At 64.9% G+C, this 22,280-nt stretch carries 19 protein-coding genes; 11 read left to right on the forward strand and 8 right to left on the reverse strand.

Annotation, left to right across the window (positions count from 1 at the left end; genetic code table 11):
• The first annotated feature begins 35 nt into the window (after positions 1–35).
• From ACSQ12_RS11090 to ACSQ12_RS11110, 5 genes are all read left to right on the forward strand, one after another.
• Positions 36–821, forward strand: coding sequence for an ABC transporter ATP-binding protein (locus tag ACSQ12_RS11090; protein ID WP_209744747.1), 786 nt, complete (start codon positions 36–38; stop codon positions 819–821).
• An 18-nt stretch (positions 822–839) separates the two neighbouring features.
• Entirely contained in the window at positions 840–1,625 is a 786-nt protein-coding gene (locus tag ACSQ12_RS11095) for a sulfite exporter TauE/SafE family protein (RefSeq protein WP_209744744.1), read from the forward strand.
• Between the two features lie 19 nt (positions 1,626–1,644).
• Positions 1,645–2,454: a TrmH family RNA methyltransferase gene (locus tag ACSQ12_RS11100; protein ID WP_436065441.1), complete on the forward strand. Its 810-nt coding sequence runs from the start codon at positions 1,645–1,647 to the stop codon at positions 2,452–2,454.
• A gap of 177 nt (positions 2,455–2,631) precedes the next feature.
• Positions 2,632–2,889, forward strand: coding sequence for a type B 50S ribosomal protein L31 (locus tag ACSQ12_RS11105; RefSeq protein WP_011691973.1), 258 nt, complete (start codon positions 2,632–2,634; stop codon positions 2,887–2,889).
• Positions 2,890–2,980: 91 nt separating this feature from the next.
• Positions 2,981–4,090: a lipoate--protein ligase family protein gene (locus ACSQ12_RS11110; protein ID WP_436065442.1), complete on the forward strand. Its 1,110-nt coding sequence runs from the start codon at positions 2,981–2,983 to the stop codon at positions 4,088–4,090.
• 21 nt (positions 4,091–4,111) lie between these two features.
• On the opposite strand, the gene pepN is transcribed toward ACSQ12_RS11110, so the two are convergent.
• A complete protein-coding gene (pepN, locus tag ACSQ12_RS11115) occupies positions 4,112–6,727 on the reverse strand; it encodes an aminopeptidase N (RefSeq protein WP_436066985.1) in 2,616 nt (871 codons plus the stop codon).
• 49 nt (positions 6,728–6,776) lie between these two features.
• Positions 6,777–7,787 carry a YeiH family protein gene (locus ACSQ12_RS11120; RefSeq protein WP_436066986.1) on the reverse strand — a complete coding sequence of 337 codons (1,011 nt, stop codon included), beginning with the start codon at positions 7,785–7,787 and terminating at the stop codon, positions 6,777–6,779.
• Positions 7,788–8,021: 234 nt separating this feature from the next.
• On the opposite strand from ACSQ12_RS11120, the gene ACSQ12_RS11125 reads away from it, so the two are divergent.
• From ACSQ12_RS11125 to ACSQ12_RS11135, 3 genes are all read left to right on the forward strand, one after another.
• On the forward strand, positions 8,022–9,578 hold the full coding sequence (locus tag ACSQ12_RS11125) for a circularly permuted type 2 ATP-grasp protein (protein ID WP_209748386.1): 1,557 nt from the start codon (positions 8,022–8,024) through the stop codon (positions 9,576–9,578).
• An 81-nt stretch (positions 9,579–9,659) separates the two neighbouring features.
• Positions 9,660–10,586, forward strand: coding sequence for an alpha-E domain-containing protein (locus tag ACSQ12_RS11130; protein WP_011691978.1), 927 nt, complete (start codon positions 9,660–9,662; stop codon positions 10,584–10,586).
• Complete coding sequence (locus tag ACSQ12_RS11135; RefSeq protein WP_436065443.1) at positions 10,583–11,434, forward strand: transglutaminase family protein; 852 nt, start codon at positions 10,583–10,585, stop codon at positions 11,432–11,434. The genes ACSQ12_RS11130 and ACSQ12_RS11135 overlap by 4 nt, the downstream gene beginning before the upstream one ends.
• An 11-nt stretch (positions 11,435–11,445) precedes the next feature.
• On the opposite strand, the gene ACSQ12_RS11140 is transcribed toward ACSQ12_RS11135, so the two are convergent.
• A complete protein-coding gene (locus ACSQ12_RS11140) occupies positions 11,446–11,931 on the reverse strand; it encodes a pyridoxamine 5'-phosphate oxidase family protein (RefSeq protein WP_436065444.1) in 486 nt (161 codons plus the stop codon).
• A gap of 158 nt (positions 11,932–12,089) precedes the next feature.
• Between ACSQ12_RS11140 and ACSQ12_RS11145 the strand changes: the two genes are divergently transcribed.
• Entirely contained in the window at positions 12,090–13,787 is a 1,698-nt protein-coding gene (locus tag ACSQ12_RS11145; protein ID WP_436066987.1) for a GAF domain-containing sensor histidine kinase, read from the forward strand.
• Here the strand turns inward: ACSQ12_RS11145 and ACSQ12_RS11150 are convergent.
• Positions 13,784–14,548 carry a response regulator gene (locus ACSQ12_RS11150; protein ID WP_209744728.1) on the reverse strand — a complete coding sequence of 255 codons (765 nt, stop codon included), beginning with the start codon at positions 14,546–14,548 and terminating at the stop codon, positions 13,784–13,786. The genes ACSQ12_RS11145 and ACSQ12_RS11150 overlap by 4 nt on opposite strands.
• A 270-nt stretch (positions 14,549–14,818) precedes the next feature.
• On the opposite strand from ACSQ12_RS11150, the gene ACSQ12_RS11155 reads away from it, so the two are divergent.
• Positions 14,819–15,262 carry a universal stress protein gene (locus tag ACSQ12_RS11155; RefSeq protein ID WP_436065445.1) on the forward strand — a complete coding sequence of 148 codons (444 nt, stop codon included), beginning with the start codon at positions 14,819–14,821 and terminating at the stop codon, positions 15,260–15,262.
• A 19-nt stretch (positions 15,263–15,281) separates the two neighbouring features.
• Here the strand turns inward: ACSQ12_RS11155 and ACSQ12_RS11160 are convergent, their stop codons facing one another.
• From ACSQ12_RS11160 to glgC, 3 genes are all read right to left on the reverse strand, one after another.
• Entirely contained in the window at positions 15,282–15,746 is a 465-nt protein-coding gene (locus ACSQ12_RS11160; protein WP_209744724.1) for a pyridoxamine 5'-phosphate oxidase family protein, read from the reverse strand.
• Positions 15,747–15,842: 96 nt separating this feature from the next.
• Positions 15,843–17,294 (reverse strand): SDR family NAD(P)-dependent oxidoreductase, encoded by a 1,452-nt coding sequence (locus ACSQ12_RS11165; protein ID WP_436065446.1) that lies wholly within the window; start codon positions 17,292–17,294, stop codon positions 15,843–15,845.
• A gap of 68 nt (positions 17,295–17,362) precedes the next feature.
• On the reverse strand, positions 17,363–18,760 hold the full coding sequence (gene glgC / locus ACSQ12_RS11170) for a glucose-1-phosphate adenylyltransferase (RefSeq protein WP_436065447.1): 1,398 nt from the start codon (positions 18,758–18,760) through the stop codon (positions 17,363–17,365).
• 102 nt (positions 18,761–18,862) lie between these two features.
• On the opposite strand from glgC, the gene glgA reads away from it, so the two are divergent.
• The gene (gene glgA, locus ACSQ12_RS11175; protein ID WP_209744718.1) at positions 18,863–20,059 is read left to right on the forward strand and encodes a glycogen synthase; all 1,197 of its coding nucleotides are present in this window, start codon (positions 18,863–18,865) and stop codon (positions 20,057–20,059) included.
• A gap of 83 nt (positions 20,060–20,142) precedes the next feature.
• On the opposite strand, the gene ACSQ12_RS11180 is transcribed toward glgA, so the two are convergent.
• Positions 20,143–22,257 (reverse strand): acyl-CoA dehydrogenase family protein, encoded by a 2,115-nt coding sequence (locus tag ACSQ12_RS11180; protein WP_436065448.1) that lies wholly within the window; start codon positions 22,255–22,257, stop codon positions 20,143–20,145.
• Positions 22,258–22,280 lie beyond the last annotated feature (23 nt).

Raw genomic sequence — 22,280 nt, forward strand, 5'->3', positions numbered from 1 at the left:
CAGTCGCGCCCTGTTTTGTCCTAGTGTCTACTCCTATGAGTGATGTTCTTGAAATGGCTGGCGTCAGCGTTGTCCGCGGAGCCAAAACGCTCCTCAACAAAGTGGACTGGCAGGTCAAGGAAGGCGAACGCTGGGTAATCCTCGGACCCAACGGCGCCGGCAAGACCACTCTGCTCCAGATTGCGGCGGCACGGCTCCACCCCACAAGCGGCATGGCCGGCATCCTGGAAGAAATGCTGGGGGCTGTTGACGTTTTTGAACTCCGGCCCCGCATCGGCCTGTCCTCCGCCGCGCTGGCCAACCAGATTCCCGAGCACGAGAAAGTGCTCAACGTTGTGGTGACAGCCGCCTACGGAGTGACCGGACGCTGGCGCGAAGGCTATGAAAAGGACGACGAACGCCGTGCGTTCCGGCTCCTGAACGACTGGGGGATGGGTCCGCTCCTCAACCGTTCGTTCGCGTCCCTCTCCGAAGGCGAACGGAAACGGGTCCAGATTGCCCGGGCCCTGATGACCGACCCCGAACTGCTCCTCCTGGACGAACCCGCCGCGGGCCTGGACCTTGGCGGCCGCGAAGACCTGGTGCACCGCCTCAGCGAACTGGCGCGCGACGAAACTGCCCCGGCTATTGTGCTGGTGACGCACCACCTGGAGGAAGTTCCGCCCGGCTTCACCCACGCAATGCTGATGCGGGACGCCCAGGTGGTGGCCGCAGGGCCCATCGCCGACGTCCTGACGTCCGAACACCTGAGTGACACCTTCGGGCTGCCCCTCGACGTCACGGTCAACGCGGGACGCTACGCCGCCACCGCACGCCGCTAACCCGGCGGGCATCCGAGCGTGGAGTTACTCAACGGCGTCTTCATTTTCTTTGCGGGGCTGTGGGCCGGAACCATCAACAGTGTTGTGGGTTCCGGCACCCTTGTCACGTTTCCTGTCCTTATTGCCCTGGGAATTGCCCCGGTAACAGCCTCCATCAGCAATGCCATGGGCCTGGTGGCAGGAAACGCCGCGGGCGCCTGGGGCTACCGGAAGGAACTCGCGGGCCGGGGCAAGCAGCTGCTCCGCCTGCTGCCTGCATCGCTGCTGGGCGGCATCAGTGGCGCCTGGCTGCTCCTGCACCTCCCGGAAAAGGTGTTCCACTACGCCGCCCCTGCCTTGATTGTGCTCGCCCTCCTCATGGTGGTCTTCCAGCCCCGGCTCCAGCAGTGGGTAAGGAACCGGGAAGCCAACCCGGAGCACGCCATCAGGGACAAACGCCACGGCGTGCTGCTGATCGTGCTGGTTTATCTGGCAGGCGTCTACGGCGGCTATTTCGTGGCCGCACAGGGCATCCTGCTGGTGGGGATTCTGGGTGTATTCATGACCGGAACCATCCAGAACGCCAATGCCATGAAGAACATCCTTGTGCTGGGCGTGAACATTGTGGCCGCAGCGTCCTACTTGCTCTTCGCTTTTGGCCGCATCAACTGGGCCGTCGTGGGAATCATCGCGGTAAGCTCCCTGATCGGAGGCGTTGTCGGATCCAAAGTGGGCCGAAGGCTGTCACCGCCGGTGCTGCGTGGCGTCATCTTTGCGCTCGGCCTTGTGGCGCTGGGCTTCATGATCGCAAACCTGCTCAAATGACCGGCCGAAATGATGTCCAGTGACTTTCCACCATCTCCAATCCGCTGACGATCCGCGTGTCTCCGACTACACCCGGCTGACGGACGTGCACCTCCGCAAGCTCCGGGAGCCCGCTGAAGGCATGTACATCGCGGAATCGTCGCGTGTGCTCCGGCGTGCCCTGGCGGCCGGCCACCAGCCGCGGTCCTTCTTTCTTGCGGAGAAATGGCTTGAGGACCTCACCGACGTCTTCGACCGGTTCCCGGACGTTCCGGTCTATATAGGCAGCGCCGCCCTGCTGGAAGACATCACCGGATTCCACCTGCACCGCGGGGCCATGGCGGCCATGCACCGTCCGTCGCCCGTGCCGCTGCCCGAACTGCTGGCCGGCGCGCGCCGGGTGGCTGTCCTCGAGGACATCGTGGACCACACGAATGTCGGTGCCATCTTCCGGTCCGCGGCCGCCTTGGGCGTGGACGCAGTTCTGGTCTCGCCGCGGTGCGGCGACCCCCTGTACCGGCGCAGTGTCCGCGTGAGCATGGGCACGGTGTTCCAGGTCCCGTGGGCCCGGCTGGAGTCGTGGCCGGGCGACCTTGCCGTGCTTCAGGAACAGGGTTTCACCGTGGCGGCCATGGAGCTCACCGACGACGCCGTGGACGTCGACGAACTTGCCGCCCGGAATCTGGACAAGCTAGCCCTGGTTCTCGGCACGGAAGGGGCGGGCATGAGCCCGGAGACGCTTTCCGCCGTGGACCTCGCCGTCAGGATTCCCATGCGGGCCGGGGTTGACTCGCTCAACGTTGCGGCTGCTTCCGCCGTCGCGTTCTGGGAACTGCGCCCGAAGGACTGACGCCGCCCGCCCGCGCTTTCCACCCGTTTCGTGCCGGGAGCCTGTTTAGGCTAGGATTGAGTGTTGGTCCGGACTCCCGGTGTTTGCAAGCTTGTGGCATTCATCGTTGTCCTGCGGCCCCATCCCATTCATACCTGGCAACTGGCAAAATCCAGTTGTGCGAACAAAGGTCCAATTATGAAGTCCAATACCCACCCGAAGTACGAAGCTGTTGTATTCAACGACCTGGCTTCCGGCGTCAAGTTCCTGACCAAGTCCACCGTGTCTTCCAAGAAGACCATCGAGTGGGAAGACGGAAACACCTACCCGGTCATCGACGTCGAAATCTCCTCCGAGTCCCACCCGTTCTACACGGGCAAGCAGCGCATCATGGACTCTGCAGGCCGCGTCGAGCGCTTCAACGCTCGCTTCAAGGGCTTCGGCGGCAAGAAGTAACAACTTCTCCCCAAGGTCAATTGGAAAGCCCGCATCTTCCGGAACTTCTGGAAGATGCGGGCTTTTGCGTTGTTGGGGCAGGATGGGTTGCATGACAATTCCTCCTTTTGAGACCCGTCCGGCGGACGGCACGCACGACGACGGCGGCCGTCGCCATGGTGAGTACAAGGTTCCTGGCGGGAAGCTTGTGGTGGTGGATTTCGACGTCGTGGGCGGACACTTCTCACATGTTTCCGTCAGTGGTGACTTCTTCCTGGAACCCGACGAAGCGCTGCTCGACATCAACCGTGCCCTGACGGGCCTACCGGAAACGGCCACGGTCGCGGATATCTCGGCCGCTGTGACCGCGGCCCTGCCCGAGGATGCCGTCCTTTTTGGTTTCTCCGCCGATGCCGTGTCCATCGCCGTACGCCGTGCGCTGGCGAAGGCGACAGGCTGGGGGGACCACCACTGGAACGTCATTGCCCCGTCCGTGCTGCCGACGCACGTCAATGTCGCCCTGGACGAGGTCCTCACCGAGGAAGTGGGCGCAGGGCGCCGGAATCCCACGCTCCGCTTCTGGGACTGGGAGGAGCCGTCCGTGGTGATCGGCAGTTTCCAGTCGGTCCGGAATGAGGTCCACCCCGACGGCGTGGCACGTCACGGCATCAGCGTGGTCCGCCGCATCAGCGGCGGGGGAGCCATGTTCATGGAAGCAGGCAACTGCATTACCTACTCGCTGTACCTTCCGCAGACCCTGGTGGACGGCATCAGCTTCGCCGATTCCTACGCGTTCCTGGACGCGTGGGTCATGGCTGCACTGGAGAAACTGGGCATCAACGCCTTCTATGTACCGCTTAACGATATTGCCACGGAGCAGGGCAAGATCGGCGGTGCGGCCCAGAAGCGCCTCGCAAACGGTGGCATGCTGCACCACGTGACCATGAGCTACGACATCGATGCCGACAAGATGGTGGAGGTGCTGCGGATCGGCAAGGAAAAGCTTTCGGATAAAGGCACCACCAGTGCCAAGAAGCGGGTGGATCCGCTGCGCCGTCAGACCGGCCTGGCCCGGGCTGACATCGTGGAGGCCATGATGGATGTCTTCAGCGGCCGGTACGGGGCAACGCCATCAGTCCTGACGGAGGCCGAACTTGCCGCCGCCCATGAGCGCGTGGCGGCCAAGTTCGGCACCGAGGAGTGGCTGCACCGGGTGCCTTAGAGCTCTCCGGATCCGGAAGAACTAGGAGGCGTGCGGCGCGGCTGCCTGTGCCGAAAGGGCACGGTGCAGGTGGCTCCGCTGCTCAATGATGATCCGGCGCAGCGCGCGCGGGGCATCCGGATGCCCCGCGAGCCAGCCGTCCGTCAGGACAATCACGGCATTCGTGTCCGGACTGCCGCCGTCGAGGTCTTGTCCTGCCGGGTAGAGCCCGCGGACAATCCGGCTGGCGATCTCTATGCTGCGCTCCGCCCAGACGCCTTCCAGGCATTCGAAGTAGGGTTCCACGAACGGCTCCAGCAGGCCGTCAGGTGCCGTGTTGAAGCCTGCGATCGTGGCGCTGAGCAGCTGGTTGGAGAGCGCGGTGCCCCTGACGGCGGCGTCCCACGCAGCGGCTTTGACCGCGGCCTCGGGGCGGGCTGCCAGCGCAGTGGCATGGCCGGCACGGCCGGAGGCGGTCGTGTCACGGCCAAGTTCGGCGTCCAGTTCGGCCTCGGTTGCCTGTCCGTTCGCTGCCAGGGCGTGCCACAGGCTCCAGCGCAGCTCCGGGTCGACGGCAAGGCCTTCGAGCACGGTTGTGCCGTCCAGGATTCCCCTTACGAGGTCAAGCCGCCCTGCTGCCTTCCTGCTTGTACTGGCGAGGCTCCTTGCCCAGGCCAGCTGGTGGTCCGAACCGGGCCGGGCTGCGCTGAGTTCCCAGGCAGCCACCTCCAGGAAACCGTCCCTGACGGCAGCCCGCCGGGACGCGGGGACATACCGGTCGATGGCGGTTGAAGCGTTGCCCAGCACGTTCAGCAGGACACCGATGCCCGTTTCGGCAGGACCAAAGGCTTCCACGGCTGCAACGTAGCGGTCCGCCGGTGCCACAGCGTCGCGTGCCGCGTCCCAGAGTGCCGTCCAGCACAGCGCCCGCGCCATCGGATCCTGCAGGGCGCCCAGGGACGCGCGCGCCGTCGCCTCGGAGCGCGGATCAAACCGCACCTTCACGTAGCTGAGGTCGTCGTCGTTGACCAGGAGGAGCGCCGGCACCGGCTTGCCCTCAAGCTCCGGGACGACCGTGCTCCGGCCGGTCAGGTCAGTTTCCACGCTGTCCACGCGGACCAGCAGGCCGTCGGCATCGAAATCGTAGAGGCCGACGCGGAGCCGGTGCGGGCGCAGTTCCTGGCGTCCCGTGGCGGGGTCCACCGCGTCCTGGACGAGGGTTACCGGGCCCAGCACGCCGTCGTGCTCCTTGATCTCGGCAGATACGGTGGAAATCCCCGAGGTCTGGAGCCACTGCCGGGCCCAGAGTGCCAGGTCGCGGCCTGACGCCTCGCCCAGGGCCGCCAGCAGGTCGGTGAGCGTGGTGTTGCCGTACGCATGGTCCCGGAAGTACCGGCGCGAGCCGGCTATGAATGCTTCGAAGCCGACGTAGGCCACCAGTTGCTTCAGAACGGACGCACCCTTGGCGTAAGTGATGCCGTCGAAGTTCTGCTTGGCCGCCTCGAGGTCCGGAATGTCGGCCACGATCGGGTGGGTGGTGGGCAGCTGGTCCTGGACATAGGCCCAGGCCTTGCGGTTGTTGGCGAAGTTCACCCAGGCCGTATCCCAGTCCGTGGCGCGGTCAACGCCGAGGGTGCCCATGTAGTCGGCAAAGGACTCCTTGAGCCAGAGGTCGTTCCACCATTGCATGGTGACGAGGTCGCCGAACCACATGTGCGCCATTTCGTGCATCAGGGTGTTGGCGCGGGCCTGGTACTGGGAATCGGCTGCCCGGGACGTGAAGACGTAGTTTTCGGTGAAGGTGACCAGCCCGGGGTTCTCCATGGCGCCGAGGTTGTACTCCGGCACAAAGGCCTGGTCGTATTTGCCCCACGGATACGGATAGTCGAAGAGGCCGTTGAAGAAGCCGAGCCCCTGCTTGGTGAGCTGGAAGAGGTGCCCGGTGTCAAAGGATCCGGCCATGGAGGCGCGGCAGTACAGGGCCAGCGGGACCTCGAGTGCGGTGCCGTCCTCCAGTGTTCCGCTCCAGTGGTCCTCCGCCTTGAAGTACGGTCCCGCCAGCACCGTGGTGATGTATGTGGACATCCGCTGCGTCGGCGCGAAGTCCCAGCGGCTCGTTGCGGGGTCGCTCGTGAGTTGCGTGCGGCCGGCCTCGGCGCCGTTCGAGACCACCTGCCAGTCGGACGGAGCCATCACGTGGAAGGTGAACTCAGCTTTGAGGTCCGGCTGTTCAAAGTTTGCGAACACCCTCCGGGCGTCGGCCGGTTCGTACTGGGTATAGAGGTAGCACTGGCCGTCGGCCGGATCGAAGAAACGGTGCATGCCTTCGCCGGAGGTGCTGTAGAGGGCTGTTCCCGTGACGGTCACCTGGTTTTCTGCCTGCAGGTTGTCCAGCCGGATGCGGGAGCCGTCCACCACGTCGGTGACCGAAAGCCCCTTGCCGTTCAGGAAGACGCTGTGCACCTCGCTGCTGATGAAGTCCAGGAAAGTGGACCCGCCGGGTTCCCGGGCCGAAAACGTGATGATGCTGCGGCTCGTGTAACCCGTGACCCCCGGATCCTGCGCCTGGCGGACGTCAAGGGACACGTCATAGCTGTGGGTAGTGATCAGGGCTGAGCGGTTTGCCGCTTCATCGCGTTGCAGGTTCTCATTCGACACCACGCTATTGAATCATGGGCCGGGCCCGACCGTCCCTGCGGCCGGGCGATCAGTGCGGCTGAATGATGAGCACGGCTGCCCCAAGGCCCAGTGCGGCAATAAGAAGCCATGCCGACAGGGCTGCCAGCAGCGCCCTGGCACCGGTGTGGAGCAGGGTTTGCACTCGAACCGCAGAGCCCAGGCCGAAGAGTGCCATGCCCAGCAGAACGTCCTGCAGGGCGGCCCCCGCTTCCAGCCAGCCGGGGGACAGCCAGCCGGTTGACCGCAAACCCACCATGGCCACAAAGCCGATGACGAACAGCGGAACAATCGGCGGCATCCTGACGTCCGCGCCGTCGATGTCGGATAAGGGCTCGGCTGCACGGGCAGGCTCGGCTCCGTTCCGGGCGGCTCCGTTCCGGGCGGCTGCGTTCGCTCCGCGGCTGAGGGCCGCCCTCTGGTGGATGCCCGCTGCCGCCACAATGGGGGCCAGGAGGATCACCCGTGTCAGCTTGACCACGACGGCGATGGCCAGGGCCCCGGTTCCGGCGGTCTGCGCGGTGGCCACCACCTGGCCGACGTCATGCACCGACGCCCCGGTCCAGGCACCGAAAACCTCAGGAGTTAGATCCAAGGGGTGCAGCAGGAGCGGCAGGACGCCGATGGCGAGCGTGCCGCACAGCGTGACCAGAGCTACCGGGAGGACTGTGTCCACGTGGCGGATCCTGCGGACCGCCGCCATCGCACCAATAGCCGAGGCCCCGCAGATTGAGAAGCCGGTGGCGATGAGCAGGGAGGTGTCGCGGGTCAGCCGGGACGCCCGCGATATCCCGTAGGTTCCGGCGAAGCTTGCCAGAACCACGCCCGTGATCAGCAGCAGCGACTGCCAGCCGAGGCCCAGGACATCCATCACGCTGACTTTTAGCCCCAGGAACACAATTCCGGCCCTCATCAGGTGCTTGCCGGCGAAGTCGAGCCCGGCGCGCCCACGTCCCGCCGTCCACGTTCCCGTGCCGGGGAGATTCGCGGCGAGCAGGCCGAGGACGACGGCGGCGGTCATGGCGGGCAGGACCGGCACCATTGCGTGTACGGTAAAGGCCACCCCGACGGCGAGAACGGCAGCGAGCAGTCCCGGCACCAGGGGTGGGATCCGTGCGGAGATCCGTCCCTCAGGGGCGGCGGGGAATCTGGGCAAGGGCACTCACATACTCTGCCGGAACAGTGCGGAAAAACACGAACCGGCGGGGGTGGCGCCAACACGCCACAATGGGCATCAGTAATGAATTCGAAACAAAAAGGTGGTTGGCTAATGACCATGTCTGACCTATTCCAGGATTACTCCGAGGCCGCCGGCCGCACCGGTGCCTACGACGAGATGTTCACCCCCGGCCAAGAAGCCAGGAAGTCCTACGGGCAGGTCGCCGGGGCTCTCCGTGAGCTTTCCCTCACCGATGTGACCGCCCGGGCCGATTCGATGGCCAGGACTTTCCTGGACCGCGGTGTCACCTTCGACTTCGCAGGGGAGGAACGCCCGTTTCCGCTGGATATCGTCCCCCGCGTGATCCCGGCCGACGAATGGACCGTCCTGGAGAAGGGTGTGGCCCAGCGGGTCCGCGCCCTGGAGGCCTTCCTCAACGATGTCTACGACAAGATGACCGTGGTGGCTGACGGCGTCATTCCGCGCCAGCTCGTCACCACGAGTGCCCACTTCCACCGCCAGGTCCACGGCTTCGAGCCGGCCGGCGGCGTCCGCGTGCACATCTCCGGCATCGACGTCGTCCGCGACGCTGCAGGAACATTCCGGGTGCTCGAAGACAACGTGCGCGTCCCGTCCGGCGTCAGCTATGTGCTGGAAAACCGCCGGGCCATGGCCAAGGGCTTGCCTGAGGCTTTCGGCCAACAGCTGATCCGTCCGGTGGAGGAGTACCCGCGCCGGCTGCTTTCCGCCCTGCGCAAGACGGCGCCCTCCGGCGTCGACGACCCCACGGTAGTGGTCCTTACCCCCGGCGTGTTCAACAGCGCATATTTCGAGCACACGCTGCTTGCCGGTCTCATGGGCGTTGAACTTGTGGAGGGCCGTGACCTGATCTGCCGTGGCAACAGGGTGTACATGCGGACCACCGCCGGCGAACAGCGCGTTGACGTCATCTACAAGCGGATCGACGACGACTTCCTCGATCCGCTGCAGTTCCGGGCCGATTCCATGCTGGGCTGCCCGGGCCTGGTGAATGCGGCCCGTGCCGGAGGCGTGACCATCGCCAATGCCGTGGGCAACGGCGTGGCTGACGACAAGCTCGTCTACAGCTACGTGCCGGACCTCATCCGCTACTACCTCAACGAAGAACCCGTGATCGCCAACGTGGACACGTTCCGGCTGGAGGAGAAGGAGGCGCGCGAGCACGTCCTGGACAGGCTGGATGAACTGGTGGTCAAGCCGGTGGACGGGTCCGGCGGCAAGGGCCTGGTCATCGGGCCCGATGCGTCCAAGGAGGAACTCGACGCGCTGCGCAAGCGCGTCATCGCCGACCCCCGGGGCTGGATTGCCCAGCCGGTCCTGCAGCTGTCTACGGTTCCCACCCTCAGCGGTGATAAGTTTGGCCCTCGGCACGTTGACCTGCGGCCGTTTGCCGTCAACGACGGCGACGACGTCTGGGTGCTCCCCGGCGGACTGACACGCGTGGCCCTCAAGGAGGGTTCGCTGATCGTCAATTCCAGCCAGGGCGGCGGGTCCAAGGACACCTGGGTGCTCTCTGACTCTCCGGAGGTTCCGGTGGAAGCCCTGCCAAGGCCGTCCGTCACCGTCCGGGAACGCGTTTCAGTGTGGCCGGTCGAAAGCAACTGGCGCGACCGCCAGACGGAGCAGCAGCAGTGAGCCGCCGCCCGCCGGTGCAGCCCGCATCAGTTTGCCCCTTTATGTTCATGCAGATTTCGGACCCGCAGGAGGTAGCCGCAAATGCTTAGCCGTATTGCCGAGTCCCTATTTTGGATCGGCCGCTATGTGGAGCGCGCGGACGGCACCGCGCGCATCCTGGATGTCCACCTTGAGCGCCTCAACCACCTGCCCACGGAAGAGCGGGACAACGTTGCCCGGGAACTCCTGGCTGTCATGGGAGCCCGGCCCGAGAGCGATGAGTTCGGCCTTGAGGAACTGCTGCACGCCCTCGCCTACGACAAACAAAGTGCAACGTCGATCGCCGGTTCGCTCGGTGCTGCCCGTGAAAACGCCCGCCGCGCCCGCGAAACGGTTTCCTCCGGACTCTGGGAGAGCCTGAACACGACCTACTACGGCCTGAACCAGCACCGCAAGGATGTGGTGGGCACCTACCGGTTCTGCCACTGGGTGCTGGAGCGCACGGCCATGGTGAGCGGCCTGGCGGATACTACCGTCAGCCACGATGACAGCTGGCTGTTCCTCGCCCTGGGGCGCTCCCTGGAGCGCGCCGATATGACGGCCCGCATGCTTTCCACCCGCGATGTGCTTTCCGCCGGCATGTCATGGGTCAACATGCTCCGTTGTGCCGGTGCCTACGAGTCGTTCCTCCGGACGCGCCGGGCTGCATTCGGCGACCAGCACGCCGCAGAATTCCTGCTGCTGGACCGGCTGTTTCCGCGCTCCATTGTCTACGCCCTGCGGGACGCCGACGAGTGCCTGGCAAAGCTTGACCCGTCCGCACAGCGCGTGGGGTTCATCAATGATGCACGCCGGATTGTGGGCCAGGCCCGCACGTTCCTGGAGTTCCACCGCACGGACGACCTCATGTCCGAACTGCCGGAGCACATGGAGCGCGTACAGAAGGCCGTGTCGCAGGCGTCCGACGCCATTTCCCGTAAGTACTTCAATCAGGCGGACGAACTGGCCTGGGTGGGAGAAGTTTCATGACCCGGCTGAGCATCATTCACAAAACCGGCTACAAGTACAACAAGCGCGTCACGCTCTCGTACAACGAGGCCCGCATGACACCGCTGACGGATCCGCAGCAGGTGGTGCTGGAATCGTCCATGAAGGTTGCGCCGTCGCAGGCCGCAGTAAGCAGCTACCGCGACTACTGGGGCACGCGTGTCACTGCCTTCGACATGCAGATGCCGCATGAGTACCTTGAGGTGGTCGCCACCACTACGGTGGAAGTCCACCGCGTGGAGCGCGTTCCGGCCGACGGTGACATCGTCTCCTGGGAGGTGCTGCAGGCGCCTGAGACGCTCAACCAGTTCAGCGACTGGATCCCGCAGTCCCGGCTGAGTGGTCCGGGGGATGAAGTCCTCGGCATCATTCCGGGGATCGTCAAAGGCAGGAACCCTTACGAGTCCGCCATGGCCATCTTCGAATGGATGCGCGGAGAGATGACCTACATGAAGGGCTCCACCGGGGTCACCACCAACGCGGCGCAGGCCTGGGGCCAGCGCCAGGGGGTATGCCAGGACCTGGCGCACCTCGCCGTCGGTGCGTTGCGCAGCTGCGGAATTCCCGCCAGGTATGTCTCCGGTTACCTTCACCCGCGTTCGACGGCGGACATCGGCGAGACGGTGGCCGGCCAGTCGCATGCGTGGCTGGAATGGTGGGACGGTGAATGGCGCAGCTGGGATCCGACCAACCACAAACCCGCTGGTGACTTCCACGTCACTGTGGCACGTGGCCGCGACTACCGGGATGTGCCGCCGCTTAAGGGCATCCTGTCGGGCGGCGGCGGTTCCGCGTTGAACGTGAGCGTGGAAATCACCCGTCTGGCTTAGGCCGGCACGCTTTACTCGTAGCCGGACCTGGTGGCGTCGTCCAGCGGCGTCCACCAGGTCAACGGGGGAGTGACCTTGAAACGCCGACCGGTGACAACATCCGGGGTAATGCGCACGAAGTGCTCTTTCTTGCCGGCCTGCCACGGGAAGAGCAGTAGCCCCACCGTGTCCAGAACTTCCTGCTGGTTCTTGACGGGAGCTGCCTGCCCCTTGATGACGACACTCCAGGCGACGCCGCTGTCCGCGTCCACACCGTCGGCCTCGACGGCTACAGGGGTGTCGCCGGTGGCTGCCTGCAGCTTGGTGCCGTCGGCCGTGCGGAACACCAGTGTCCCGTGGTCCACCTTGTAGTTGATGGGGAAAATGTCCGGGTGGTCTTCGACCCAGACGGCCAGCCGGCCCACGGAGACGCTGCGCAGCAAGCGCCAGCATTCGTGATTGTCGAGGTTTTCGACTTCGTGTGGGTGCTCGGCGCCGGGTTTCGGATCAGTGCTCATGACGCCGAGCCTAAGCCAGGGAACCTTCGGAAAGCTAGGGCCCAAGGTCCCCATGCCGCGGAAAACCGACGACCTCTGCCCCGGGACGAACTGCTTAACGGTATTCTGGCCTCACGCCGCCGGAGCGGCCGTACGCGCTCAGGAGTTGGGTTGTGGATATGCATGCTGATGGCGACAGTCCCGAACGGTACACGGCTGCGAGCGGTACGAGGATTGAAGATCTGCTGAAGGATTTCGTCGCCCGGGCCGGCGAACTCCTCCAGTTCCAGGAGCGAATGGGCGGCCTGCTTGAAGCGGTCGTGGCAGTCGCGGAGGATTTGAGTCTCGACGCCGTCCTGGAGCGTGTCGTTCAGTCCGCCTGCCAGTTGCTGCGCGCCCGCTACGGGGCATTGGGCGTCATTGGCGATGACCGGGCCCTCAGTCACTTCATCACGGTAGGGATTGACGGCGAACTGGCCACACGGATCGGCCCCCTCCCTACCGGCCATGGGGTGCTGGGCTTGTTGATCACCGATCCGAGGCCGCTGCGGCTCCATGACCTGCGGAGCCACCCCGAGGCGTACGGCTTTCCCGAGCACCACCCGCCCATGCAGTCGTTCCTTGGCGTTCCCGTCCGGGTACGGGACGTTGTTTTCGGAAACCTGTATCTGACGGAGAAGGAGGGCGGCGGCGACTTCACGGTCGAGGACGAGGAGCTGGCCGTGGCCCTGGCGGCCGCTGCCGGTGTCGCCATCGAGAACGCACGGCTATATGATGACGCCCGCCGGCGCGCACAATGGCTTGAGGCCTGCATGGATGTCTCCGGGCTGATGCTGGGGACCGAACCGTCGTCGTCTGCCGGCCTTGATCCAATTGCAGGCAGGGCGCTGCGGGAGTCCGGGTCCCGACTGGCCCTGATAGTGGAACCCGCCGCGGACGGCGTGGGATATGTCGTTGCCGGCGCTGACGGTGAAGGCTCGGAGTTGTTCGCCGGCCTGACGCTGTGCCTGGATTCGGAAGTCCTCCAGGGGGTGCTTGCCGGCGGGGACCCGCTACTCGTGGACAACGCCGCCGACGTGCTGGGAGTGCTGGAGGGGACCGTGGCCGGTCCGCTGCTTGCAGTGGCGCTCAGCACCCAAGGAGCCCACCACGGCCTGCTCCTCCTCGTCCGGGACGCCACTGCGGGCCCGTACGGCCGCACTGATGTGGAGATGGGAGCGGTTTTCGGATCCCATGTGGCGTTGGCGCTTGAACTGGCCCGGGTCCACCGGCTGCGGGAAGAACTGCTGGTCTTCACTGACCGCGACCGGATTGCCCGCGACCTCCATGACCTCGTGATCCAACGGCTCTTCGCCGCAGGGCTGAGTGTCCAGAGCCTGAACCGGTTCACGAAGGAAGACCTTGCACTGGAGAGGATCCGTGCCATCACCGGTGAACTGGACGAGGCCATCCGCAGCTTGCGCGACACCATCTACTCGCTCAGGACCGGCAACGGCGATGGCGAACTCCTCAGCGGGAGGCTGCGGAGTGTCGCGCGGAGCGCTGCAAAGTCCATGCCCTTTGCGCCGGGGCTCAGCCTGGAAGGCCCGGTTGACTCTGTCCAGCAGGAAAAGGCCGACCATGTGGTGGCCGTTGTTTCCGAGGGGCTGAGCAACGCCATCCGGCATTCCGGAGCTGATTCAATCGAGGTCTCCGTCTCGGCCCTGAATGGCAGGATGACCGTTCTGGTGACCGATAACGGCAGCGGGTTCAAGGATTCCGCGAATCGCAACGGATTGAACAACATGGAGGAGCGCGCCAGGATGCTGAACGGCACCTGCACCATCACCGGCGCTCCGGACACCGGAACCAGCCTGGTGTGGTCGGTTCCGCTCTAGCGCCGGTGTCCGTCGGAGTCGCTGCCGGCGGCGTGCGCCGCGGCTGAATGGGCCGCACCGGCGTGCCCTGAAGCAGACGGCGCCGGCACCGAGTTGTTGGCTATATATACCGCGGCCTGCGTGCGCCGTTCAAAGCCCAGTTTTGCCAGTAGCGAGGACACATAGTTCTTGACGGTCTTCTCCGCCAGGAACATTTCGGCAGCGATCTGCCGGTTGGTGAGGCCGCCGCCCACCAGTTCCAGGACACGCCGCTCCTGCGGGGTGAGGCCGGCGATCCTCGGATCCACCTGCTGGGGTGCGACAAGGCTTTCCACGATGCTTGCCGCCACGCCGTCGTCGAAAAGCGACTCTCCGGCGGCCGCGCGGCGCAGGGCGCCAATCAGGTCGGTGCCGCCAATCTCCTTCAGGACGTATCCCCGGGCTCCGGCGAGTACGGCACCGCGCAGAGCCTGCTCATCGTCGAAGCTCGTCAGGATCAGGCAGTTGAGATTCGGATCCACGGACCGGACGTCCCGGCAGACTTCGATGCCCGTTCCATCCGGAAGGCGGGCATCGAGCACGCTGACGTCGGGATGCAGGGCAGGAATGCGACGGGTTGCCTCGACAGCGGAACCTGAGCTGCCCACGACCTGGAAACCCTCGCCTTCCAGAAGCTCCTGGAGCCCCCGCCTGACAAGTTCGTGATCGTCGAGGATGAACACACGGATGAGGCCGCTGTTCATGTCCGGCGCGGAGGGACCTAAGTCTGCCCGAGGAATCATGGTCCTCCTGTCCGGCGGCCGGAGCTGCCATAATCGGTCCGCAACCGGCTTGCCGGAGCGGTGCAGATCCCATTATCTCTGTCCGGACCCGGTTTCCGTCATCCGGCTCTGCAATTCTCGTTGACGGCGCTAAGTGCAGCAAGGGTCCTTGGACCCACAGCGGCTATGACTTTAGGCCCTAGCGACGGCGGGTTCCGGCACACATCCTTGAATGACACCTGCCTGTCCGCCGGGGCCCTCCCGCGATATCCGCCCTCGAAAGGGGAAGACATGAATGAGGCCAAGGACGTCCGGACGATCATTGTTGGAGTCGATGGCTCAGAGGCCTCAGTGGAGGCCCTGAAACAGGGACACGGGCTTGCGGACAAGCTTGGAGCACAGCTCGTCGCGATGGCATGCTGGGATTACCCGCCCGTGTACGACGGCTACGTGGCCATGGGAATCAACGACTTCGACGTGCGTGCCGGGGAGATCCTCCAGGAAACAGTGGCCAAGGCGTTCGGGACGGAAACACCGCCGAACGTCGAAACCAAGCTGGTGCAGGGACGCCCGAGGAATACCCTCATTGACGCGAGCCGGGATGCCGACATGCTCGTAGTCGGAAGGCGGGGCCATGGCGGCTTCGGAGGCCTGCTGCTGGGCTCGGTGAGTTCTGCCTGTGTGGCCCACGCGCATTGCCCGGTACTGGTTGTGCACACCCCCGAGAAGCGCTGAGGTTCTTTGGCGAAGCGGGCTACTCGAACGCGGCGCGACGGGGATCGGACAGCCGCGTGTTCCACATGTCCGGCTTCTTGACCTTGAACCGTCGGCCGGTGAGTGCCTTGGGCGCCAGCCGTACGTAGTAGTCCTTGTCGCCCGGCTGCCATGGCTCCAGGAACAGGGCGTCCACTTCGTCTTTTTCGTCCTGGGTTTCGATTAGCTCGGCTTCGCCGCGGGCAACCACGCTCCAGGCCATCTCTTCATGAGCGTCGTAGCCGTCAATTTCAAAAGCCACGGGCTTGGCCGTCATGGCTGCCCACAGCTTGGTCCCGCCGGCCGTCCGGAAGACGACAGTGCGGCGCTGGAGCACGAAATTAACCGGGAAGATTTCCGGGTGGCCGTCGACAATGAGCGCGATCCTCCCGACCACCTCGGTGTCGAGCATTACCCAGCACTGGTCAATGGACAACTGGCCCTCGGGCGGCGTCATGATGTTCATGTAAACCCACGTTACGGTCCCTCCGGCACCCCCATTAGGGCCATAGGGCCCCTAGCGGCACCCCGGCAGCCTCTGCTAGCGGCCGGGAAGGGCCGACTACCAGGGGCTGGGCTTGTAGTCCTTGAGGAAGACGCCGTACTGGTCTTCACCGTTTTCGCCCATGACGATCGGATCGTAGACCCGCGCTGCACCGTCCACGAGGTCCAGCGGAGCATGGAAGCCTTCCTCCATGAGCCTGACCTTGGTATAGTGCGGACGCTCATCAGTGATCCATCCGGTATCCACGGCGGTCATCAGGATGCCGTCGGAATCGAGCATTTCCTGCGCGCTGGTGCGGGTCATCATGTTCAGCGCCGCTTTGGCCATGTTGGTGTGGGGGTGGCCCGGACCCTTGTACGCGCGTGAGAACTGCCCTTCCATGGCGGAAACGTTCACGATGTACTTCCGATGCGCGGTGGAACGCTTCATTGCGGCACGCAGACGGCTCACCAGCAGGAAGGGCGCTGTCACGTTGCAGAGCTGCACTTCGAGCATTTCCAGCGGATCCACTTCATCCACCACCTGGGTCCAGCTGTTGATGGCGGCCAGGTCAGGAACCAGTCCGCCGGCGTCGATGGCCGTGCCGGTGGCTATCCGTTCCAGCGAAGCCGAACCCGTAGAAAGTGCCAGCGATGTGATGGCGTCGCCGGCCAGGACCGGGTGTTCCATGACGCTGCTGGCAAGGGCCAGCGGGTGCTTGTCATGGGCGTGGCCGAAGGTCACCAGTTCCGGTCCGCCGTTGGCAACGTCGAGGGCGGCGGGCAGGGGCTCGTCCTCTGCATCGACCAGCGGCTTGTAAGCGTTGCCCGAGCGGCGGACAGTCTGGGCCGCGTTGTTGATGATGATGTCCAGCGGGCCCGCGGCGTCGAGGGAATCGGTCAGGGCCATCACCTGGGAGGGATCACGTAGGTCGATGCCCACGATCCTGAGCCGGTGGAGCCACTCACCGCTGTCTTCCATCGCGGCGAAGCGGCGTGCCGCATCTTTCGGGAACCGCGTGGTGATGGTGGTGTGGGCACCGTCCCGGAGCAGCCGCAAGGCGATGTACATGCCGATTTTGGCGCGTCCTCCCGTGAGGAGGGCACGGCGGCCGGTGAGGTCCGTGCGGGCGTCGCGCTTGCTGTGGCTGAACGCAGCACACTCAGGGCACAACTGGTGATAGAAAGCATCCACCTGGGTGTAGTGATTCTTGCAGATGTAGCACGGGCGGGACCTGATGAGGTGTCCGGCCACCTTGCCGGTCGCAGAAGGTTCCAGCTTGTTCCCGCGGGTTTCATCATCGATCCGGTCGGGAGCTGCCGTGGCCGTCTGCGCGATTACTGCGCGATCGGACTCGGCGATCAGGTCGCGCTTGGTGACCCGGCGGTGGCGTTTGACAGCCTTGAACATCTTGCCGGTGGCGCGCCGAACCGAGACATAGTCCGGGTGCTCCTCGTCATAGGCGTGGATGGTGTTAAGAACCTTGAGGCAGGCCTGGATGTCCTCAGGCGTCAAATCGGAGGAGTTCATTGGTCCAATTTTACAGCCTGGGAATCCCTCGGCCTGCCGTCAAGGTTCAGCGGTAGCGGCGTGGGCGCCTAGTCGGCGGTGGATACTCCCACGGCCGCAGCGTGGGCTTCCCCTACTTTGGCCGCCGAGTCCCGGGCAGACGGGTAGTTCTCCGTTGCCGCCTTGATCGCGTTGGGCACCAGGTGGAGGTTGGCGGCTGACAGCGCGCGTTCGGCCTCGTCCGGTTCCGGAACTGCCTGTCCCTTGGACAGCACCGTGATGCCCGAGTCCGTGACCTTGAAACCGCGGGCGCGGTCGCGCTCCGGATCCAGGCCGATCGCTGCGCCGGCGGGCACCTTGACGTTCTTGTCGATGATGGCGCGGTTGACCACGGCACCCTCGCCGATCTGGACCTTGTCCATCAGGACTGAATCCACCACGCGGCTCGCCGTGCCCACATAAACGTCATTGGACAGGACCGACCCTTCCACGATGCCGCCGGAAATCACCACGCCGCTGGCCACGATCGAGTCCAGGGCCGTACCCACGGTGTTGCCCTGTCCGCGCACAAACTTTGCCGGCGGGGAGATGCTTTGCCGCGTGTAGATGGGCCATTCCGAGTTATACAGGTTGAAAACCGGCATGGGGGAAATAAGGTCCATGTGGGCGTCGTAGAAGGAATCGATGGTGCCGACATCGCGCCAATAAGTACGGTCCCGTTCGGTGGAGCCGGGAATGTCATTCAGCGTGAAGTCATAAACGCCCGCTTCGCCCTTACTGACGAAGTAAGGGATGATGTCGCCGCCCATATCGTGCTTGGTGTCAAGGCGCTCGGCATCCACGTGCAGGGCGTCCACCAGGGCATCGGCATCGAAAACGTAATTTCCCATGGATGCCAGGAACTGGGTGGGATCTGCTGCCAGCCCGGGGGTTGAGGATGGCTTTTCCACGAAGGCGGCAATCTTCTGGGGATTATCCTGGTCCACCTCGATGACGCCGAACTGGTCGGCCATGTTCAGCGGCTGGCGGACTGCGGCCACTGTGGCCTTGGCGCCGCTGGCGACATGCTGCTCAACCATCTGCGCGAAGTCCATGCGGTAGACGTGATCGGCGCCCACCACAACCACGATGTCGGGGTTGGCGTCATGGATCAGGTTCAGGGACTGGTAGATCGCGTTGGCACTGCCGAGGAACCAGCTCTTGCCCACGCGCTGCTGCGCCGGGACGGAGGCAATGTAGTTTCCCAGCTGCGTGGACATTCTCCATGTTTCGGAAATATGCCGGTCCAGGCTGTGGGATTTGTATTGCGTGAGCACCACAATCTGCAGATAGCGGGAGTTCACGAGGTTGGACAGCGCGAAGTCGATGAGCCGGTAGCTGCCGGCAAAGGGCACGCCGGGTTTGGCCCTGTCAGCCGTCAGCGGCATGAGCCGGTTGCCCTCGCCGCCTGCGAGGACAATAGCCAGGACTTTCTTATTCAACGGCATGGTGGTCGCTCCTGTACGCCTTCGTAACTTCCCCAAAAAGTCCGGCACGCCCGGACTCCTTCACACTAGAACAGATACGCCGTAAGGACTACCTTGGGTATCGTGCGAATAGACATTGTGACTAAAGAGTTCCCGCCCGAGATTTACGGTGGCGCCGGGGTCCATGTGGCTGAATTAAGCCGCGTGCTGGCCAAGCATGTGGATCTGCAGGTGCGGGCCTTCGGGGCGCCCCGGGATCCCGACTACCACGGGGCGAAGGTGACGTCCTATTCGGTCCCGGAGGACCTGGGCGCCGCCAACGCCGCCGTGCAGACGCTCGGGGTGGATCTGCGCATCGTGCCGGATATTGCGGGAGCTGACCTTGTGCATTCGCACACCTGGTATGCCAATATGGCGGGCCACCTGGCATCGCTGCTTCACGGCATCCCGCACGTGCTGAGCGCCCACAGCCTCGAGCCGCTGCGGCCTTGGAAGGCTGAACAGCTCGGCGGCGGCTACGCCTTGTCCTCCTGGGTGGAAAAGACCGCCTACGAGGCCGCGGCCGCCATCATCGCCGTGTCCGAAGGGATGCGTCAGGACATCCTCCGCAGCTACCCGGACGTCGATCCGGCCAAGGTACGCGTGGTCCACAACGGCATCGACGTCGAACTCTGGAACCGTGATGAGGGCGAGGACGCCGTCCGTGCCCTCGGCATCGACCCTGAACTGCCCAGCGTGGTTTTCGTCGGCCGCAACACCCGCCAGAAAGGCGTTCCGTACCTGCTCCGTGCCGCGGCCAAGCTGCCCGCGGATGTCCAGCTTGTGCTGTGCCTTGGCGCGGCGGACACCCCGGAACTCGCAGCGGAAACCGCCCGCCTGATCGAGGAGCTGCAGAGCCAGCGCAGCGGAGTCGTCCTCATTGAGCGCATGCTTCCCCGCCACGAGCTGATCCAGGTGCTCAGCCACGCAACCGCTTTTGCCTGCCCGTCCATCTACGAACCGCTGGGGATCGTCAACCTCGAAGCCATGGCATGCGGTGCAGCAGTCGTGGCCAGCGCCACCGGCGGCATCCCGGAGGTTGTTCAGCACGGCGAAACCGGCCTGCTGGTGGAGCTGGAACAGGTCACTGACGGCACCGGGACCCCGCTGGACCCGGAGAAGTTCGTCAACGAATTCGCAGCTGCCCTCACCGAGGTCGTGTCCGACCCGGTGCGTGCCCGCGCCATGGGACAGGCCGGCCGCCGCCGCGCGGAGGAGCACTTCTCCTGGGACTCCATCACGCAAACCACCCTTGAGGTGTACCGCTCGGTCCTTGCCTAAACAGGAATCAACGACGGCGCCGCTCCCTCTCGGGGTGCGGCGCCGTCGTTGTTTTATCGTTATTCCCGGGCGGTACGCCGGGGCTAGCGGCGCGGAGCCTTCGTTTCTCGGGCCTGGCGGGCGAGGAGGACCTTTTCGTCCACCGGGGCTTTACCGTCGGCGCGCTGGTTCCGGAAGAACGCACGGGCCTCGTCCTGGCGGGTCTTTTCTGCGCCGGTGGCAATTGCCGCGCGGAGATGCTCCGGGCCGTAGCCGAAGGCGTCCACCAGGTCCAGGGCGTGCGGGCGGATCTTGACCAGGAGGCGGTTGATGTAGTCGCCCACAGTGCGGGCGCGCTGCATCGACAGGCGGCCGTTCATGAGGTACCAGGACAGGTTCTTCTCGATGAGCGAGAGTCCGAACAAATCCCGGAGCCAGGTCAGCACCCGCTTGGTGCCCGGGTCCTTCACATCGGCAAGGGCTTCCGTGAAGGCTTCCCACTGCAGCAGCTCCGCGTGGGCCTGCGCCGCCTCAATTAATTCGTGCTGGTGCTGGTTGAAAGCCGCAGCGGCCTTCTGCTGCGGCAGCTTGTTGGTTCCCTTGAGTGCTGCTCCGGCCTCGGCAACCATGGTCTGTACCCTGTCCGTCAGCAGCAGCCGCTGGGTGTCCTCGTCGCGGAGGGCAATGGCGGCCTTCTGCACCGAGCCCGTGTCTGCCATGAACTGGGCAACCTGGCGAAGTCCGGTCCGGTGTACCGCGGCGCCGGCGGCCTGGCTCACCACGTAGCGTGCCAGCACGCCGACGTCGACGTTGCGGAATTCCTTGGCGTAGTCCGCGAGGAGCCGCTTGGCCACCAGCTGGAGGAGCACGGTGTTGTCGCCTTCAAACGTGACGTAGACGTCCAGGTCCGCACGGAGGGAGGCAAAACGGTTCTCAATCAGGAAGCCTGCGCCGCCGCAGGCTTCGCGGCACTCCTGCAAAGTGTCCAGGGCGTGCCATGTGCTGAGCGGCTTGAGTGCGGCGGCCAGTGTCTCAAGGTCCTGGCGGTCCTCGTCGGTGTCATGTGCACCCGAGAAAACGTCGTCGAATTTCTGCAGCAGCTGTTCATGGGCGAAGCCTGCGGCATAGGTGGTGGCGAGCCGGGTAAACAGCCGCCGCTGATGGCGCTGGTAGTCGAGCAGCACTTCTTCGTCAGTATGCGAGGAGGCGTTGAACTGGCGGCGCTCAGTGGCGTACTGGATGGCGGTCTTGAGGGCCAGCTTGCTGGCTGCCACCGCGGCACCGTCCAGGGAGACGCGGCCCTGGACGAGGGTGCCCAGCATGGTGAAGAAGCGTCGGCCCGGGCTGGCAATGGGAGAGGTGTATGCCCCGTCCGCGTCAACGTTGCCGTACCGGTTCAGCAGGTTGGCCCGCGGAACACGGACGTTGCTGAAGTGCAGCCGGCCGTTGTCGATGCCGTTCAGCCCGCCCTTGACGCCGTCGTCTTCACCTCCGATGCCCGGCAGGAACTCCTTGGTGTTCGGATCCCGCAAGTCCACGTAGAACGCGTGGACCCCGTGGTTCACGCCGCGGGTCACCAGCTGGGCGAACACCACGGCGCCGAGACCGTCGATGGCGGCATTGCCAATGTAGTCCTTCCAGGCGGCACGGAAGGGCGTGTTGATGACGAATTCCTGCGTGGCCGGCTCAAAGGTCGCCGTGGTGGCAATGCTGGCGACGTCGGAGCCGTGCCCGGTTTCCGTCATCGCGAAACAGCCGGGAATGTCCATGTTCATAATGCCGGGCAGCCACTTGGCGTGGTGCTCCTCGGTGCCGAGGTGCATCACAGCCGAACCGAACAGCCCCCACTGGACGCCAGCCTTGATCTGCAGCGACGGATCGGCTGTGACGAGTTCCTCGAACCCTGCGATGTTCCCGCCGTGATCGTCCGAACCACCCAGTGATGCGGGAAAAGCGCGATGAACGGCACCGTTCTCCACCAGGTACTGGAGCTGGCCGAACGTGCGCTTCCGGTGCTCGGTGTGCGTGAGGCCCTCGGTCTTATGCAGTTCGGGACGGCCTGAAAGCTCGCGCGAATGCCGGCGAATGTGGGCCCACTTGCCCAGGAGCTGCTCGCCCAGCGCAGCGACGTCGACGGCGGGCGCCGCGTCGGCCTGGTGGTGTGCGCTTCCGGCGGGGCGGCGCGCCTGGCTGGCGGCGCGGTCAACTACGTCAGTCATGTCGATTCCTTCTTTGGTTCTGA

Origin of the sequence: Arthrobacter sp. LjRoot14, from assembly GCF_964253905.1 — a bacterium.
Taxonomy (GTDB): Bacteria; Actinomycetota; Actinomycetes; order Actinomycetales; family Micrococcaceae; genus Arthrobacter.